The organism is Allokutzneria multivorans (assembly GCF_039537405.1).
Classification (GTDB): domain Bacteria; phylum Actinomycetota; class Actinomycetes; order Mycobacteriales; family Pseudonocardiaceae; genus Allokutzneria; species Allokutzneria multivorans.
Window position 1 is genome coordinate 1 of the sequence record NZ_BAABAL010000024.1, and the last position, 15154, is coordinate 15154.

At 69.5% G+C, this 15154-nt stretch carries 12 protein-coding genes; 7 read left to right on the top strand and 5 right to left on the bottom strand.

All coding sequences use genetic code 11. The annotated features are described in order from the left end of the window. The first annotated feature begins 166 nt into the window (after nt 1-166). On the top strand, nt 167-1288 hold the full coding sequence (locus tag ABD798_RS33885) for an HNH endonuclease signature motif containing protein (protein WP_344884497.1): 1122 nt from the start codon (nt 167-169) through the stop codon (nt 1286-1288). Here the strand turns inward: ABD798_RS33885 and ABD798_RS33890 are convergent. Next, a complete protein-coding gene (locus ABD798_RS33890) occupies nt 1243-1947 on the bottom strand; it encodes a phosphatase PAP2 family protein (RefSeq protein ID WP_344884500.1) in 705 nt (234 codons plus the stop codon). The genes ABD798_RS33885 and ABD798_RS33890 overlap by 46 nt on opposite strands. Nucleotides 1948-1985: 38 nt before the next feature. After that, nucleotides 1986-4529, bottom strand: a complete 2544-nt coding sequence (locus tag ABD798_RS33895) for a beta-ketoacyl synthase N-terminal-like domain-containing protein (protein ID WP_344884503.1) — start codon at nt 4527-4529, stop codon at nt 1986-1988. Nucleotides 4530-4797: 268 nt separating this feature from the next. On the opposite strand from ABD798_RS33895, the gene ABD798_RS33900 reads away from it, so the two are divergent. The 4 genes from ABD798_RS33900 to ABD798_RS33915 all read left to right on the top strand — a co-directional run bounded on the left by ABD798_RS33900 (nt 4798) and on the right by ABD798_RS33915 (nt 9587). Further along, complete coding sequence (locus ABD798_RS33900) at nt 4798-5544, top strand: phosphotransferase (RefSeq protein WP_344884506.1); 747 nt, start codon at nt 4798-4800, stop codon at nt 5542-5544. Nucleotides 5545-5585: 41 nt separating this feature from the next. After that, nucleotides 5586-7460 carry a S9 family peptidase gene (locus ABD798_RS33905; RefSeq protein ID WP_344884509.1) on the top strand — a complete coding sequence of 625 codons (1875 nt, stop codon included), beginning with the start codon at nt 5586-5588 and terminating at the stop codon, nt 7458-7460. Next, nucleotides 7457-8164 (top strand): GNAT family N-acetyltransferase, encoded by a 708-nt coding sequence (locus tag ABD798_RS33910; protein WP_344884512.1) that lies wholly within the window; start codon nt 7457-7459, stop codon nt 8162-8164. Before ABD798_RS33905 ends, ABD798_RS33910 begins: the two co-directional genes overlap by 4 nt. Before the next feature lie 301 nt (nt 8165-8465). Then, nucleotides 8466-9587, top strand: a complete 1122-nt coding sequence (locus ABD798_RS33915) for an HNH endonuclease signature motif containing protein (RefSeq protein WP_344884515.1) — start codon at nt 8466-8468, stop codon at nt 9585-9587. A gap of 206 nt (nt 9588-9793) precedes the next feature. On the opposite strand, the gene ABD798_RS33920 is transcribed toward ABD798_RS33915, so the two are convergent. Then, nucleotides 9794-11122: a serine hydrolase domain-containing protein gene (locus tag ABD798_RS33920; protein ID WP_344884518.1), complete on the bottom strand. Its 1329-nt coding sequence runs from the start codon at nt 11120-11122 to the stop codon at nt 9794-9796. Nucleotides 11123-11142: 20 nt separating this feature from the next. After that, a complete protein-coding gene (locus ABD798_RS33925) occupies nt 11143-12315 on the bottom strand; it encodes an ROK family transcriptional regulator (RefSeq protein WP_344884521.1) in 1173 nt (390 codons plus the stop codon). A 58-nt stretch (nt 12316-12373) separates the two neighbouring features. Between ABD798_RS33925 and ABD798_RS33930 the strand changes: the two genes are divergently transcribed. Then, a complete protein-coding gene (locus ABD798_RS33930; RefSeq protein ID WP_344884524.1) occupies nt 12374-13435 on the top strand; it encodes a Gfo/Idh/MocA family protein in 1062 nt (353 codons plus the stop codon). On the opposite strand, the gene ABD798_RS33935 is transcribed toward ABD798_RS33930, so the two are convergent. Further along, nucleotides 13425-14000, bottom strand: coding sequence for a hypothetical protein (locus ABD798_RS33935; protein ID WP_344884527.1), 576 nt, complete (start codon nt 13998-14000; stop codon nt 13425-13427). The two genes, ABD798_RS33930 and ABD798_RS33935, sit on opposite strands and share 11 nt — an antisense overlap. Nucleotides 14001-14125: 125 nt before the next feature. Between ABD798_RS33935 and ABD798_RS33940 the strand changes: the two genes are divergently transcribed. Then, nucleotides 14126-15121 (top strand): ABC transporter substrate-binding protein, encoded by a 996-nt coding sequence (locus ABD798_RS33940; protein WP_344884530.1) that lies wholly within the window; start codon nt 14126-14128, stop codon nt 15119-15121. Nucleotides 15122-15154: the final 33 nt, after the last annotated feature.

The following is a 15154-nucleotide window of genomic DNA, read 5'->3' on the forward strand; positions in this document are numbered from 1 at the left end:
GAACACCCGGCCCTCGCGGAAGCGTATGGCACGCGCACCCCAGGTAAAGCCTCGGTTCTGTTGGCGCCTTGCGTTTTGTGAGGGTTGCGTTTTCGGGTGTTGGGGCGCCTGGGAATTCATTCTTTAGGGCCATGATCCACTATTATTTGCGGGTAGAATTGGGGGTATGACCCTCGATGAACTTCTCGTTGAGGTTGAGGTGAAACAGGCCGCTCTGTGTCATGCGAAAGCGGAACTCGCCACAGCCTTGATCACATTCCACATCGCCGCCGACGATCGTGACTATCGGTTCGTCCAGAATGAGATCGCCTGCGCGTTGCACATCTCCCGACGCGGGGCGGATCGCATCCTGTCCAACGCCTCGGAGTTGACCGAGCGTCCCCGGGTGTTGGCGGCTCTGTCGGCCGGGTTGATCGATGAGAGCAAAGCCCTGCTCATCGTCGACCAGATCCGCATCCTGAAAGAACCCCAGACCTCGATCGCCGAGGCGAACCTGCTGGAGTACGCCCCGACTCGTACCTACACCTCGATCCGGCGCCGCGCCCAGACGTTGATCCACAAGCTCGACCCGAAGGCGGCCGACGCCCGCCATGAGGAGAAGCGCAAGCGCAGGTTGGTGGAGAAGATCAACCTGGACGACGGTATGGCCGAGCTGCGTCACACGATGACCGCGCATGACACGGCGATGGCCTTCGACCATATCGACCGGATCGCGAAGTCCCTGCCGAAGGATGACCGGACCCTGGATCAGAAGCGGGCCGATGTGGCGCGGGATCTGTTGCTGGGCTTGGATACTCCGGCGCCGCAGGGGCAGACGATGGTCTACCTGACGATGCCCGTCACGGCACTGCTCGGGCTGACCGATGATCCGGGCATGCTCGCGGGATACGGACCCATCCCCACCCACGTCGCCCAAGACATCGCAGCAGGCGGCATCTGGAAACGCATCCTGACCGACCCGGTCACTGGGATGGCGGAGGAGGTCAGTGACGCCTACCGTCCGTCGCCGAAACAGCGAGAGTTGATCAACGCTCGGTACCCGCGCTGCACGGCCATCGGATGCCAGCAGCCCGCACACCGCTGCGATCTTGATCATTGCTGCCCCTTCGACGGGACCAACACCACCATCCGCAACCTGCGGCCGAAATGCAGGCACCACCACACCATGAAGACGCACTCCAACTGGCGGTGCGAAAACCTCGACGACGGCACCCACCGGTGGACGACCCCGGCGAAGCGCACCTATGACACGGAACTGGAGCCGATCGCCGAACCGGCACCGTTCTGACTCGAGCGGGGGACGCCGAGGGCGCAGGTGCAGGCGGGGCCGGTGTCGCAGGCACGGGTGGCGACGGCGGCGTGCCACGCGAGGAGAGCGGCGGGGATGGCGGCGGCGATGTCGAGGGTGTAGTGGCAGTGCTGCACCAGGAGGGCCGGGATCATCGCGGCGACGGTGGCGGTGCCGAGGCGGCGCAGCCACGGGCGGTCGGTGGCGAGCAGCAGGAGCACGGCGGTGGCGGTGTGGCCGGAGAAGAACAGGTCGTGGTCGATGTACTGGCCGGGGCCGCCGAGCATGAACAGCGGATCGCGCAGCGGGACGATGCCCTCGGGCGGTTCCAGGGGGATCAACGTGATGGTGAGCATGCGCAGCAGCACCATCAGCGAGTAGGCGCGCAGCGCTGTGACCAGGCGTTCCCGGTTGGTGCGCAGCAGAACGACCAGGACGACGGCGAGCGAGCCGTAGGTGAGCACGAAGATCGGCTCGGACAGGTCGGCGGACGGCAGCAGCTCCAGCAGCGGATCGCTCAGCCGCGCGCCGGGGCGGGACTGGGCCCACGGCAGGAACGCCGAGCACGCGGCGAGCACGACGACCAGCACGGCCACCTCGACGGACAGCCGCAGGGAGGTCAGCGGACGGCACCGGTCGAAGGTCTGGCTCGCGGTCACGGATCAGAACACAATCACGCCGCCCAGCACTCGTCCAGTCAGCCGCCCGCGATGCCGAAGCGGTTCGCCAGGTAGGCGGACAGCGCGCCCGGCGAGCCGTTCGTCCACAGTGGATGGTCGGGGACGAGCAGGCCGAGACCCCGCTCCACGCGCAGCCGCAGCTCGGTGGCCACGGTCTCGTCGACGCCGAGCTCCAGCAGCGGGGTGGCGGAGTCGATCACGGTGCTCTCCGGGAGCCCGAGCACGGTGCGGAGGTGGCCGATCAGATCTGCCTCCACCTCGGCGCGCGTGAGCGTGGGGTCGTGCACTCCGCGAGCGGACTTCTCGCGGCCGGACAGCTGGACGTCCTTGACCACCAGCAACACGGTGCCCTCGCGGTCGGCGACCGTGACCGTGCCCGACAGCTCGGTCAGCTCCGCGCGGCAGTACGCGGCACGGCGGAGATCACCGTGCACGCGCAGCCAACCGACGGACACCGGCAACAGACCGGCGCCGAGCAGCTGGAAGCACGCGTCGAGCAGCACGGGGTGCACGACGAAACGGGTCGAGGCGCCGCGCACCGACTTCGGCACCCTGACACGCGCGAGGCCGGGGCCGAGCAGGCCGACGACGGCGGTGAAGGCGGGGCCGTGGTGGATGCCGTGACCGCGCGAGGTCGCGTACAGCTCGGCCGGATCGGTCAGGACGCCGTCGACCTCGATCGGAGGCTCCTGGCGGAACTCGATGTAGTGGCGGACGGTCGCGGTGGCCAGGCGGGTCCACTCCTCGCCCGCGCGCCCGAAGACCTCGATCTTCGCGCGCCCCTCGTCGACCGGGGTGAGCTGGGTGGAGATCGTGGTGCCGCAGCCGAGCTCGGCGCGGTGGTGCAGCTCAACGCCGCGAACGTCGACAGCCTGCGGTGGGCAGGCGAAGTGCTCTGCGGCCGAAGCGAGGATGATCTCGAAGTACGCGGCACTGGTCAGAACGGGCACGCCGTCGATGCGGTGCTCGGCGAGCCACGGTAAGCGCGCCGCGCCGATCTCGGCCTGCCAGACGTGGCGGCGGGTAGCGGGCACCTCGATGCGCGTGCCCAGCAACGGGTGCGGCTCGGGCAACGGCCGCGCGGGCGGGAACGCGGTGCGGTCCCACGCGGTCGGCGGCAGGTCGAGCAGCTCGCCGTGGGTGACCACCGTGTCGACGCCGGTCAGCCTCGGGCACTCGCGCAGCGCGTCGACCAGCTGACCGATGTCGGAAGCGGTCACGACGGCCTGCACGGCGCGCGGCCGGCGGCGGGCGAGGGTGTAGGCGACGTCCTGGAGGCTGCTGTCCGCGCCGTCGCCCTCCAACCAGTCGGCCAGCCGCATCGCGGTCTCGGCGAGGGCGAGCGCGGTGCTGGCCGACAAGGGCACACCGAGGCGGCTGGGCAATGGTTTGCGCGGAGCTGGGGTACGGGGCGGAGCCGGTTCCAGGAGCACGTGGGCGTTGCCGCCGAGCTCGTCCATCGTCGAGACGGCGGCGAGCCGCGCGGAGTCCGGCCACTCGGTCGGCGCGGTGGGCACCGTCAGGTCCGACGCGGGCAGCGACGGGTGCCACTCCGCGAAGTGCGGTGTCGGCGGGATGATCCCGGCGCGCACCGCGAGCACCGCCTTGATCAAGCCCGCCATCCCGGACGTGGCGCCGGTGTGCCCGATGTTGGACTTCACCGCGCCGAGCGCGCACCGGTAAGCCTTGCTGAGCGCGGTGAACTCGGCGGTGTCCTCGGCAGGCACGCCGCTGCCGTGCGTCTCGACGAAACCGACGTCCTCCGCGCGGACCTCGGCGGCGGCGAGCGCGTTGCCGACGACGGTGCCCATGTCGCAGCGGCTGACCGCGGAGGAGCGGATCACCGCGAGCACGCGGTCGTTGTCGTACAAGGCATCGGCGAGCCGCTTGAGCACGACGACGCCGCACCCGTCGCTGAGCACGAAGCCGTCGGAGCGCGCCTCGAACGCCCGGCACCGGCCGGAGGTGGACAGCAAACCCTTGGCGGACAAGGAAAGCGACTCGGCGGGGTCGAGGACGAGCGTGGCGGAGCCGACCAGCGCCACGTCGCACTCGCGGGCGCGCAGGCTGGCCGAGGCGACGTGCAGCGCGGCCAGCGCGGAGGAGTTGCCCGCCGACACGGCCACGCTCGGCCCGGACAGTCCGAGCAGGTCGGCCACCCGCCCCGCGCCCGAAGGCAGCCCGGCGGTGAACAGACCCGCGTCGGCGCCGGGCAGCCCGGCGTGCTCCAGAGCCTCGACCGCGACCTGAGCCAGCAGTCGTTCGCGCTGGTCGAAATCGTTGGTGGGCCCGAAGAACGCGGTGTCGAAGGTGTGCGCGTCGCGCAGGAACCCGCCCCACGAGGACGCTGTCCTGCCGGGCACCTCGGGCTCGGGGTCGAAGAGCGCGTCGGAGTCCCAGCGATCGGCCGGGATCTCGGTGACCGCGTCGTGGCCCTCCAGCAGCAGCCGCCAGTAGGCCGAGGGCGAGTCGGCCCCGCCGGGCAGGCGGCAACCGATGCCGAGCACCGCGAGCGGTTCGGCTGGCGGGTGGTCGGCGGACGGCGGTGCGGTACTGCTCACCGATGCGGCTCCGAGGGCTGGGGCGGATGAGGTGCGCGCAAGTTACAACACCGGGGAGACGGGAAAGCGGGTGTCCTGGACCAGCGGTCGGTTCTGATCGGGGAGCTGAAGTGAATTCACCCGTTTGGCTGGTGTTGTCGGGTCTTACCCGAAGCAATGGGGATGTGAAGCTGACTCAAGAAGGCATCTAGGGATACTTTTGCAAGTTTTTTCTTGCGCTCTGCGGGGCGCGGAAAACAGGGTGCGCGCGGCGGCCCCGGAGAGTCTGATGGCGATCATGGAATTCAGCTCTGGATGGGACAGCGCGGCCACGCTGGTCGACGGCCGCTGGGTCGAGCGCAGGCCCCGTCGCCCCGAGGTGGCGCCCCGGTTGCTCGCGGAGTCGCGCGTGATGTCGTGGCTGGCTCCGAGGCTGCCGCTGCCCGTGCCGTGCCCGGTCGTCGTCAGCGAGCAGCCGCTGGTGCTGCGGCACGAGCTGGTCCCCGGCGAGCCCGCCGAGGCGTTGACCGGCGCGGACGGGCGCGTGGTCGGCCGCTTCCTGCGCGCGCTGCACGACACCGACCCGGCCGAGGCCCTCCGGCACGGGCTGGCCGAGGGCGCTGTCCCTGAGCTTGACCGGTTCCGCGCCGAGGTGGTCCCGATGCTGCCTGATCAGCCGCTCGCGCTCGCGCTGCTGGACGACCTTCGGGTGCCGCGGACGGAGTCGGTCGTGCACGGCGACCTCGGCCCGGAGCACCTGCTGTGCCACGAAGGGGCTGTGAGCGGAGTGATCGACTGGACGGACGTCCACCTCGGCGACGCCGCGATCGACCTCGCCTGGACGCTGTTCGGCACTCCGCCCGAGTTCGCCGACGCGCTGGCGGAAACGTATGGCGTGTCGGAAGAACTCCGGCGTCGCGCGCTCCAGTGGCACCGGCTCGGGCCCTGGTACGAGGTCACGCACGGGCTCGACACCGGCCAGCCGGAGCTGGTGCGCGACGGCCTCGCCGGGATCATCGCCCGGATTTCGTCCTGAGGGAGCAAGCGCCGAAGCGTGAACGTTTGTAGCGTTCGGGCATGACCCGGCGACGGCTTGAGTGGACCGACCAGTACCGCCTGCGCGTCCCGGCCGATCCGCGGCTCTCGCCGGACGGTCGCACGGTCGTCTACGTGCTGCACCACGACGACGAGGACGCCGACGAGGTGCGCAGCGCGCTGTGGCTCGTCGACGTCGAAGGCGGTGTCGAAGGTGGTCAGCCCTGGCAGCTCACCCTGGGCGACGACGACTCCGCGCCGCGCTGGTCGCCCGACGGCGGCTCCGTGGTGTTCCTGCGCAAGCAGCAGCTGTGGCAGCTGCCGGTGGGCGGTGGTGAGGCGCGGCAGCTGACGTCGCGGCAGCTCGGCGCGGGTCCGGCGCTGTGGCACCCGGACGGGAAGAAGCTCGCTTTCTGCGCTCCGGTCGATCTTGGCGGGGAGGACGTCGACCAGGAGAAGCGGTGCACGGAACCGGTCGTCGTCGATCGGATCGACTACAAGGCGGACGGCTCCGGCCTCGTGCGGCAGTTGCGGAACCACCTGTTCGTCCTGGAGTTCGTCGAGGGGGCGACGCCCCAGCAGGTCACCTCAGGCGACTTCCACGTGTCCGGCCCGTCGTGGTCACCGGACGGTGAGCTGACCTACGCGGTGACCGACGGCGATGTCGTGCCGAGTTCGACCGTGCACGTCGAAGAGCGCGCTTTCTCCACTGGTGATCAACTTGTTGTCGGCACGCATTGGTCGCCCGACGGGTTGGTGCTGGCCGTGACCGACGGGAAGGGGGCCGGGCACGTCCGGCTCGTGCGGGAGTCGCTTTCCGAGCTCACGCCGGGATTCGACCGCAACGTGATGTCCGGCGGGCCCGGATATCCCGGAGCCGCGCCGCAGGTCTCGGGCTCCTCGCTGATCTTCACCGCGCGGGACGGGGGTTGCACGCACGTGTACGCGGTCCCGGTCTCGGGCGGTACTCCGCGCAAGATCATCGGTGCTCCGGACACGGTCGTCTCCGGAGTGTCCGTTGTGGACAGTCAGCTGTGCTACGTGGAGTCGAGCCCTTCCTGTGCCGGTGATGTTTTCGTGACCACAGTGGACGGTGCTCCGCGCAGGCTCACCGACTACGCGCTGCCGGAGGTCGAGCTGGTCGAGCCGACGCCGATGTCGTTCACGGTCTCCGACGGGACCCAAGTCCACGGGTGGCTGTTGCGCGATCCTTCGCTGACCGCGCCGGGGCCGCTGCTCCTCGACATCCACGGCGGGCCGCACAACGCGTGGTCCCCGGTGTTCGACGGGAAGCACTTCTACCACCAAGTTCTCGTCGCCAAGGGGTGGTCGGTGCTGCTGCTCAACCCGCGCGCGAGCGACGGCTACGGCGCCGAGTTCTTCACCGCCGCGCTCGGCGGGTGGGGTGTCGCGGACCAGCGGGACTTCGTGGAGCCCGTGCGATCGTTGATGTCATCGGGGATCGCGTCCTCGGCAGCGGTGTGCGGATACAGCTACGGCGGCTTCGCGACGTGCTGGCTGACCAGCCACACCGACCTGTTCGCGGCGGCGGTCGCCGGCGGATGCGTCGCCGATCTGACAAGCATGTACGGAACTTCGGACGCAGGGCACTTCCTCGGCTCGCGGGAGTTCCGCGCGCTTCCGCACGCCGATCCGGAAGCCCTTGCCGCACAGGACCCGATCCGTTCCGTGCACCACGTCCAGGCGCCGACCTTGTTGTTGCACGGGGAGAACGACGACCGCTGCCCGATCGGCCAGGCGGAGCAGTGGTTCACCGCGCTGCGCGTGCGCGGAGTCCCCACGCGGCTCGTCCGGTACCCGGGCGCGAGCCACCTGTTCCTGCTCAACGGCAGGCCGTCGCACCGCATGGATTACAGCCGCAGGCTCGTGGACTGGGTGGAGGAGCACGTCAAGTGATCGCCGAGCTGACCGAAGTCGCGCAGTACGACGAGGTTGCCGAGCTGTTCGGCGAGATCTGGGCCACCGACGTCGCCGCGTCACCGGTTCCGGCCGATCTGATGTGCGCGCTCCGGCTCACCGGGAACTACGTGGCGGGAGCCTACTTCGGCGGGGAGCTGGTGGGGGCCGCCGTCGGTTTCTTCGACTCCTCCGGCGGCCTGCACTCGCACGTGGCCGGGGTCCGGGCGTCGTGGCAGGGTCGCGGCGTCGGGCTCGCTCTCAAGCTCCACCAACGGGATTGGGCCCTGGAACGCGGTGTCAAGACCATCCACTGGACCTTCGACCCGGTGGTGCGGCGCAACGCGCACTTCACCCTCGTGAAGCTCGGCGCTCGGACCGTGCGGTACCTGCCGAACTTCTACGGTCCGTCGGAGGGCGACCGGCTCCTGGTGGAGTGGCCGCTGACCGCTGCGCCAGCTCCGGCATTGCTGGGTGCGGTCCAGCCGCTGCTTGACGCATCGCTTGTCTTGTTCGATCCGCCGACGTCGTCTTCGGTGACCGTTGCGGTGCCGCCGGACATTGAGGCGTTGCGGGTTTCTGATCCTGTGTTGGCGGAGCGGTGGCGGGTTGCGGTGCGTGAGGCTCTTTCGGTGGCGTTCGCGGCGGGGTACGTGGTGGCTGGGATGATTCCTGGCGATTCTTATGTTTTGAGTCGTGGGTGAGGTTTTTTAGCTCTTTGGGTGCGGGGTGCGGTTGGGTTTCCCGGTTTTGTTGGGTTCGCTGGGTTTGTTGGGTGGGGTCGGCTTGACCTGGGAACCCCTTGCGCGTGCCCCTGGGCCTTACAGGGGCACGGGATGGAACCCCGGCCCTCGCGGAAGCGTATGGCACGCGCACCCCAGGTAAAGCCTCGGTCGCGTTGTGCGCCTTGCGTTTTGTGGGGGTTGCGTTTTCGGGGTTGCGGGCGCCTGGGAATTCATTCTTTAGGGCCATGATCGACTATTATTTGCGGGTATTATTGGGGGTATGAACCTCGATGACCTTCTCTGTGATGTTGAGGCTGCTCACCGGGCTTTGTGTCATGCGAAAGCGACCCTGGCTACGGCCTTGACCGAATTCCATGTGGCTGCCGATGATCGTGATTATCGGTTCGTGCAGAATGAGATCGCGTGGGCGTTGCACATCTCCCGACGTGGTGCTGATCGGATCTTGTCCAACGCCTCCGAGCTGACCGAGCGTCCCCAGGTGCTCGCGGCCCTCTCGGCCGGAGAGATCGACGAAAGCAAGGCGTTGTTGATCGTGGATCAGGTGCGGATCTTGAAGGAGCCCAACGCTTCGATCGCCGAGGCGAATCTGCTGGAGTACGCGCCGACCCGTACCTATACCTCGATCCGGCGGCGTGCTCAGACGTTGATCCACAAACTCGACCCCAAGGCGGCCGACGCTCGCCATGAGGAGAAGCGCAAGCGGCGTCTGGTGGAGAAGATCAACCTGGACGACGGCATGGCCGAGCTGCGTCACACCATGACCGCGCATGACACGGCGATGGCCTTCGATCACATCGACCGCATCGCGAAGTCTCTGCCCAAGGATGATCGGACGTTGGATCAGAAGCGGGCGGATGTGGCTCGGGATCTGTTGCTGGGCTTGGATACCCCGGCGCCGCAGGGCCAGACGATGGTGTACCTGACGATGCCGATCACCGCACTCCTGGGCCTCACCGATGACCCCGGCATGCTCGCGGGATACGGGCCGATCCCCACGGGCGTCGCGCAGGACATCGCCCAAGGCGGCATCTGGAAGCGGATCTTGACTGATCCGGTCACTGGGATGGCGGAAGAGGTCAGCGATACCTACCGGCCGTCGCCGAAACAGCGGGAGTTGATCAACGCCCGCTACCCCAGGTGCACAGCAATCGGATGCCAGCAACCCTCACACCGCTGCGACCTCGACCACTGCCGACCGTTCGACGGCACGAACACCACGATCCGCAACCTGCGACCGAAGTGCCGTCATCACCACACCATGAAGACGCACTCGAACTGGCGGTGTGAGAACCGGGAAGACGGCACCCACACCTGGACCACACCGGCGAAGCGCACCTATGACACCGAACTCGAACCGATCGCCGAACCCGCACCGTTCTAGGCCCTGCCCAGGGTTGGGGTGTCTTCAAGACCACCCAACCCCCACCCCCACCGTCTCCAACGACAGCAAACCCCGCAAGGCCGCAGGGTTTGCGGCGGTTAACGATGATCAACAGGGGGGTTTGATGGTCTTGAAGACATCCCAACCCTCAGCGGCACCGTGACTGGAATCCGCAGCTCACGCACTCACCAGGCCCAGGGCGTCGATCAGGCGACGCGCGGGAGCAACCGGCCGCCGCCGAAGGCGTGGTCGGCGGGGCCGTTGTCGCCGACGAACACGTAGACCTCGTGCCTGCCGCCCATGCCGGGCTCCACGCTGATGAGGCGGCGGTCGTCCAGGCGCACCATCTTCTTGATCATAGGCTCGGGCATGGCCAGGCGCGTTTCTTCGGAGACGGCGGACACGCGGGCGGTGGCTGAACCGGAAGCGTCGGCGGCGATCTCCAAGCGGAGGGCGGGGGAACTGTAGGTGCCGGTGACCAAGGAAGCGTCGATCGGAGCGGGAGCGACGGGCGGGGTGAGCCTGGCGGGTGGACGGGCATGGGCGAGTTCGCTGAGCACGTGGCCAAGCACCGCGTCGGCGAACAGGCCGACGGTGGAACCGCCGTTGGTCAGCACAGCCACTGAGACTCCGGCCCGGGGGACGACGCGGAGGAAAGCGGCCTGGCCGATGGTGCCGCCGTCGTGGCCGAGGACGCGAGCGCCCTCCCAGCCGAACGACGCCCAGCCGAGGCCCCAGTGCGTGGCGAAGGAACCGATCTCCGGAACGTCCACAGTGGACTCCCAGAGGGTGGTGACGGTCTCTTGGGACAACAGCTCGTGTTGCCCTGCGCCGAACAGGGCCAGGGAGCGGGCGCTGGTGCAGAGCAGCGAACCGGCTGGGGAGATCGAGGCGGGCAGGTTCCACACGTGGGCCGGGGTTCGCGCGAAGTGACCGACGGCGGTGCGGTGCAACAGCGCCTCCTCGGGGAGGGTCGCGACGTGGCCCAGCTTCAGGGGATCGGCGATGCGCTCGCGCAGCAGGACGTGGAAAGGCTTGCCGCGCAACACCTCCACGAGTCGGCCGAGGATCACGTAGCCGGAGTTGCAGTAGGAGAAGCCAGAACCGGGCGGCGTGAGCTGGGCCAGGCCCGGAGCCACGGTGTCCGCGTAGCGCGCGATGGCGTCGTCGCCGCGCGTGGTCGGGGTGAGGACGTCGCCGTCGAGGCCGCTGGTGTGGTCGAGCAGCTGGCGGATCGTCACCCGCTCGTCGGGCAGGCGGAGGCTGGGCAGGTGGTGGGTGACGGGGTCGTCGAGCCCGATCACGCGCTCTTCGACGAGCTGCATGACGAGGGCGGCCGTCCACAGCTTGGTGACCGAGCCGATCTGGAACAGCGAATCAGTGGTCGCCGCGACCCCGGTGCCCTGGTTGAGCACGCCCGCCGCGACATCGACCACCTCGCCGTCCGCCAGGACCGCGACGGCGGCGCCGGGGACTCCGTGCTCCTCGATCAGCGCTGGGAGGTTCTCGGACAGCCACGCGTGAATCCGCCTCATGGAGCCACATTAGGGCTTGATCACTGCATGGCGTAGTGCGTGCGCCCCAACACCAGCCGCGCGGCACCGGCGGCCACCTGGTCGGGGTCGAGTCCGGCGAGCGCGACGACGACGGATTCGCCTTCCTGCTCGTGCAGGGCGCGCGCGACCTCGCGCAGGTAGATCTCCGAGCAGTCCCGCAACGCCCGCCCACCGAGCAGCACCACGTCGATGTCCAGCAACGCCACCAGATCCGCCGCCGCGACGCCGAGCAGCCGAGCGGCCCCGGCCAGCTCCTGAACGGCGTCGGGGTCCCCGTCGCGGGCCGCCGCGCAGATCGCGGTGAAACGCGCTCCGGCCTCCGGAGTCCAGACGGCGGCCTCCTCGGCCGAGCGCGGGCCGCCGCCGATCGTGGCCGGGCCGCACAGAGCCTCGACGCAACCCCGCCTGCCGCAGGCGCACAGCGGCCCGTCGACGCTGAGCGTGGTGTGCCCGAACTCGCCCGCGTTGGTCCGCGCGCCACGGTGCACGCGCCCGCCGAGCACCAGGCCCGCGCCGATACCGGTACCCACGTAGACCAGCGCGGCGTCGTTGAGCGTGTCGCCCCGATCCCAGTTCTCCGCCAGGATCGCGGTGTTGGTGTCCTTGTCCACCAGCACGGGCAGCCCGGTGCGCTCGGCGGCCAGCTCGGCGAGCGGGACCTTGTCCCAGCCCGGAAGGTGCGTCGCGCCGAGCACCGTCCCGCTGGCGTGGTCCAGCGGTCCGGGCAGCCCGATGCCGAGCCCGGTGATCTCCGAGGGGGAGTGCTCGGCCACCATCTCGGCGACCATGTCCCCGAGCATGTCCACCGCCGTCGTGGGCTCCAGCGGGGTCCGTTCGTAGGTGCGCGCGCGGCTCGCCACGACCTCGCCGGTCAGGTCCACCAGCACCAGCCGCAGCTCGTCGCGGTCGATGTGCGCGCCGAGCGCGTGCCTGGCCGAGCCGACCAGACGCAGCATCGTCCTGGGCTTGCCGCGCCCGTTCACCTCGCGCCGCGCCTCGTGCACCAGGCCCTCGGCCAGCAACCGTGCGATGATCTTGGAGATGGCCTGCCCGGTGAGCCCGGTGCGCTCGGCGACCTGGACCCTGCTCAGCTCCCCGCTGCGCCGGACGAGGGAGAGCACGAGGGCGGAGTTGTGGTCGCGGACCACGTCGAGGTTCACACCAGCAGGCACCAGGACGATCCTACTGGGCCGCGCGAATTTTACGCAACGGTGTTGCTAAAATGGGGTCATGCATTCCGAGATCCGCGTCGGCCTGCTCGGCTACGGCATCGCGGGCGCCGTCTTCCACGCGCCGCTGATCGCCGCCACGCCGGGGCTCGCCCTGACCTCCGTCGTCACCACCGACCCCGCCAAGCGTGAACGGCTGCGGCGGGAGCACCCGGGCGCGGTCGCGCTCGACTCCGCTGAGCAGCTCTTCGCCTCGGGCGAGCACGACCTGGTCGTCGTGGCCACGCCGAACCGCACGCACGTCGAGCTGGCCACCGCCGCGTTGGAGCACGGGTTGCCGGTGGTCGTGGACAAGCCGTTCGCGCCGTCCTCGGTGCAGGCGCGGGAGCTGGCCGCGCTCGCGGAGAAGCGCGGTCTGACGCTGACGGTGTTCCAGAACCGGCGGTGGGACGGCGATTTCCGCACGGCTCGCTCGCTCGTCGAGAGCGGTGAGCTCGGCCGCGTTTCGCGCTTCGAGTCGCGCTTCGACCGCTGGGTGCCCACGCCGAAGCAGGGGTGGCGCGAGCAGGCCGGGGCCGAGGAGGCGGGCGGGGTGCTCTTCGACCTCGGCGCGCACTTGATCGACCAGGCACTGCACCTGTTCGGGCCCGTGCGCTCGGTGTACGCGGAGGTGTCGCGACTGCGCCCCGACGTGCAGGTCGATGACGACTTCTTCGTTGCGTTGCACCACGTTTCAGGCGTGCGGTCGCACCTGTGGTCCAGTTCGCTCGCGGCTCAGCGCGGTGCGCGCTTCCGTGTTCTGGGCGACCGTGCGGCCTACGTGAAGCACGGCCTCGACGGGCAGGAGGCCGCGCTGAAGGCCGGTGCTCGACCAGGCTCGGCGGGCTGGGGAGTGGAGCCCGAAGACCGTTGGGGGACACTGGGAATCGAGGGCGCGGAGCGCCCGTTGGAGACCGAGCGCGGCGCCTACGAGAACTTCTACCGGGGCGTGGTCGCGTCCGTGCGGGACGGCGCGCCGGTCCCGGTCGCGCCAGCGGAAGCCATCGCCGCGCTGGAGATCATCGAGGCGGCGAGGCTGTCAGCCGGCTGCGGGCGCGTGGTCGAACTGGACGCTATGCCGTAGTCAGGCGCGGGCCGAGCAGCTTGGTGAAGCCCCGCTCCAGGTCCTCGCGGTGGCGGCGCATGCCGAAGCGCGAGTAGCGGAACTCGATGCCGTCGATCATGCGCACGGTGATCACCACGCGGCGCCAGTGCCGGCTCGCGCGCGCTCCCGCGACGGCGCTGGCGGGCAGCACGAGCAGCGGCGCGGCGTCCGGCGAAGGCCTGGGGCTGGCGAAGAGGCGCTTGCGCCCGGCGCGCGTGGCCAGGCCGAACATCGCACCGAGGAACGCGACGAACTCGGCGATCACCGAGAACACGCCGTAGAGGAGGAGACCGAGCAGCAGCAGGGCGCCGGGGAGGGCGAAGGCGAAGGCGACCTCCTTCGGGGCTCCCGCGAGGTGCGGGATGAAGCCGAGCCACGCGAACAGCAGGCTCACGCCGAAGCTCCACCAGAACCACTTCGACAGGTCGGCGGTGGTCACCGGGCTGGGCCGCAGTTCCCACCCCGTCGGCGTGAACGTGACGGTGACCCGCCCGTGTCGTCCTGCGCGCACCGCGGACACCGCGGGCCCCCACGCAATCGTCATGCGGCGGACCTTAGACAACGGCGGTGCCTGTCCGCTAAACGGGTTACACCAGGCGTGAATCCAGGAGCTTCGCGGGGGCATGCCGCAGGGCAGGAAGCGGAAGGTAGGTTAGCCTCACCTAATTGATGGAGGTGGTTGTGGTGCGGAGGCTCGTCGGCCTCGTGCTGGCCGTCGGACTGCTCGCGGGGTGCGCTCCGAGGACGCCGGAGCGGCAGGGCGCGGCTTGGTCCTATGTGGACGATCGCGGGATCACCGTCACCGCGCCGGAAAGGCCGCAGCGGATCGTCGCGCAGGTCTCCGCGGCCGGGGCGCTCAAGGACTTCGGGGTGACGGTGGTCGGCACCTTCGGGCCGCTGCGCACCAGCTCCGGGGGAGTCGAGCCGGAGGCGGGCGGCATCGACCCGGACGCGGTCACCGACGTCACCGGTCCGGGTTACGGCGAGGTCCGGATCGAGACGCTCACCTCCCTGCGGCCACAGCTCGTGGTCAGCGGGAAGTACAAGGAGTTCGCCGGGCTCTGGCACCTCACCGAGGAGCAGGAGAAGGTCGTCAAGCCGGTCGCGCCGACCCTCGGCGTCGCGCAGTCCGGCATCGCGCTGCCGGAGAGCATCCGCAAGTACAAGGACCTCGCCCGCGCGCTCGGCGGCGACGTGGACTCCGCGCGGGTCAAGGCCGACGAAGAGCGGTTCACCGCTGCGGCACGGCGGCTCCGTGCGCTCGGTGAGCGGATGAGGGCCGCGGGCAAGACGATCCTCGCCGTCGGCGGAGTGCAGGACGAGTACTTCGTGGTCGTGCCCGCGCGCAACCCCGACCTCGACTACTACGTGAAGGAACTGGGGCTGCCGATCACCACGCCGAAGAACCCGGACACGGCCGGTGGCGGCTACTTCGAGCGGCTGTCGTGGGAGAACGCGGGCGCGTACAAGGCGGACGTGCTCATGTGGGACACCCGCCCCGCCTCGTTCACCCCCGAGCAGATGAAGCGCAACGCCGTCTTCGCCGCCCTGCCCGCCGCCGCGGCGAACCGCTTCGCCGGGTGGGACGCGGTCGCGCCGATGAGCTACGCCAGCTACGCGAAGATCATGACCAAGCTGGCCGACCAGATCGGCGCGGTGCTCTAGTCCTCCAGCGCTCCAAGGCCTGTCCTGTAAGTG

Excerpts from the sequence above, each read along its gene's own strand:
- ABD798_RS33885 (WP_344884497.1), top strand. The coding sequence starts at position 167 with ATGACCCTCGATGAACTTCTCGTTGAGGTTGAGGTGAAACAGGCCGCT.
- ABD798_RS33900 (WP_344884506.1), top strand. The coding sequence starts at position 4,798 with ATGGCGATCATGGAATTCAGCTCTGGATGGGACAGCGCGGCCACGCTG.
- ABD798_RS33905 (WP_344884509.1), top strand. The coding sequence starts at position 5,586 with ATGACCCGGCGACGGCTTGAGTGGACCGACCAGTACCGCCTGCGCGTC.
- ABD798_RS33915 (WP_344884515.1), top strand. The coding sequence starts at position 8,466 with ATGAACCTCGATGACCTTCTCTGTGATGTTGAGGCTGCTCACCGGGCT.
- ABD798_RS33920 (WP_344884518.1), bottom strand. The coding sequence starts at position 11,122 with ATGAGGCGGATTCACGCGTGGCTGTCCGAGAACCTCCCAGCGCTGATC.
- ABD798_RS33930 (WP_344884524.1), top strand. The coding sequence starts at position 12,374 with ATGCATTCCGAGATCCGCGTCGGCCTGCTCGGCTACGGCATCGCGGGC.
- ABD798_RS33935 (WP_344884527.1), bottom strand. The coding sequence starts at position 14,000 with ATGACGATTGCGTGGGGGCCCGCGGTGTCCGCGGTGCGCGCAGGACGA.
- ABD798_RS33940 (WP_344884530.1), top strand. The coding sequence starts at position 14,126 with ATGGAGGTGGTTGTGGTGCGGAGGCTCGTCGGCCTCGTGCTGGCCGTC.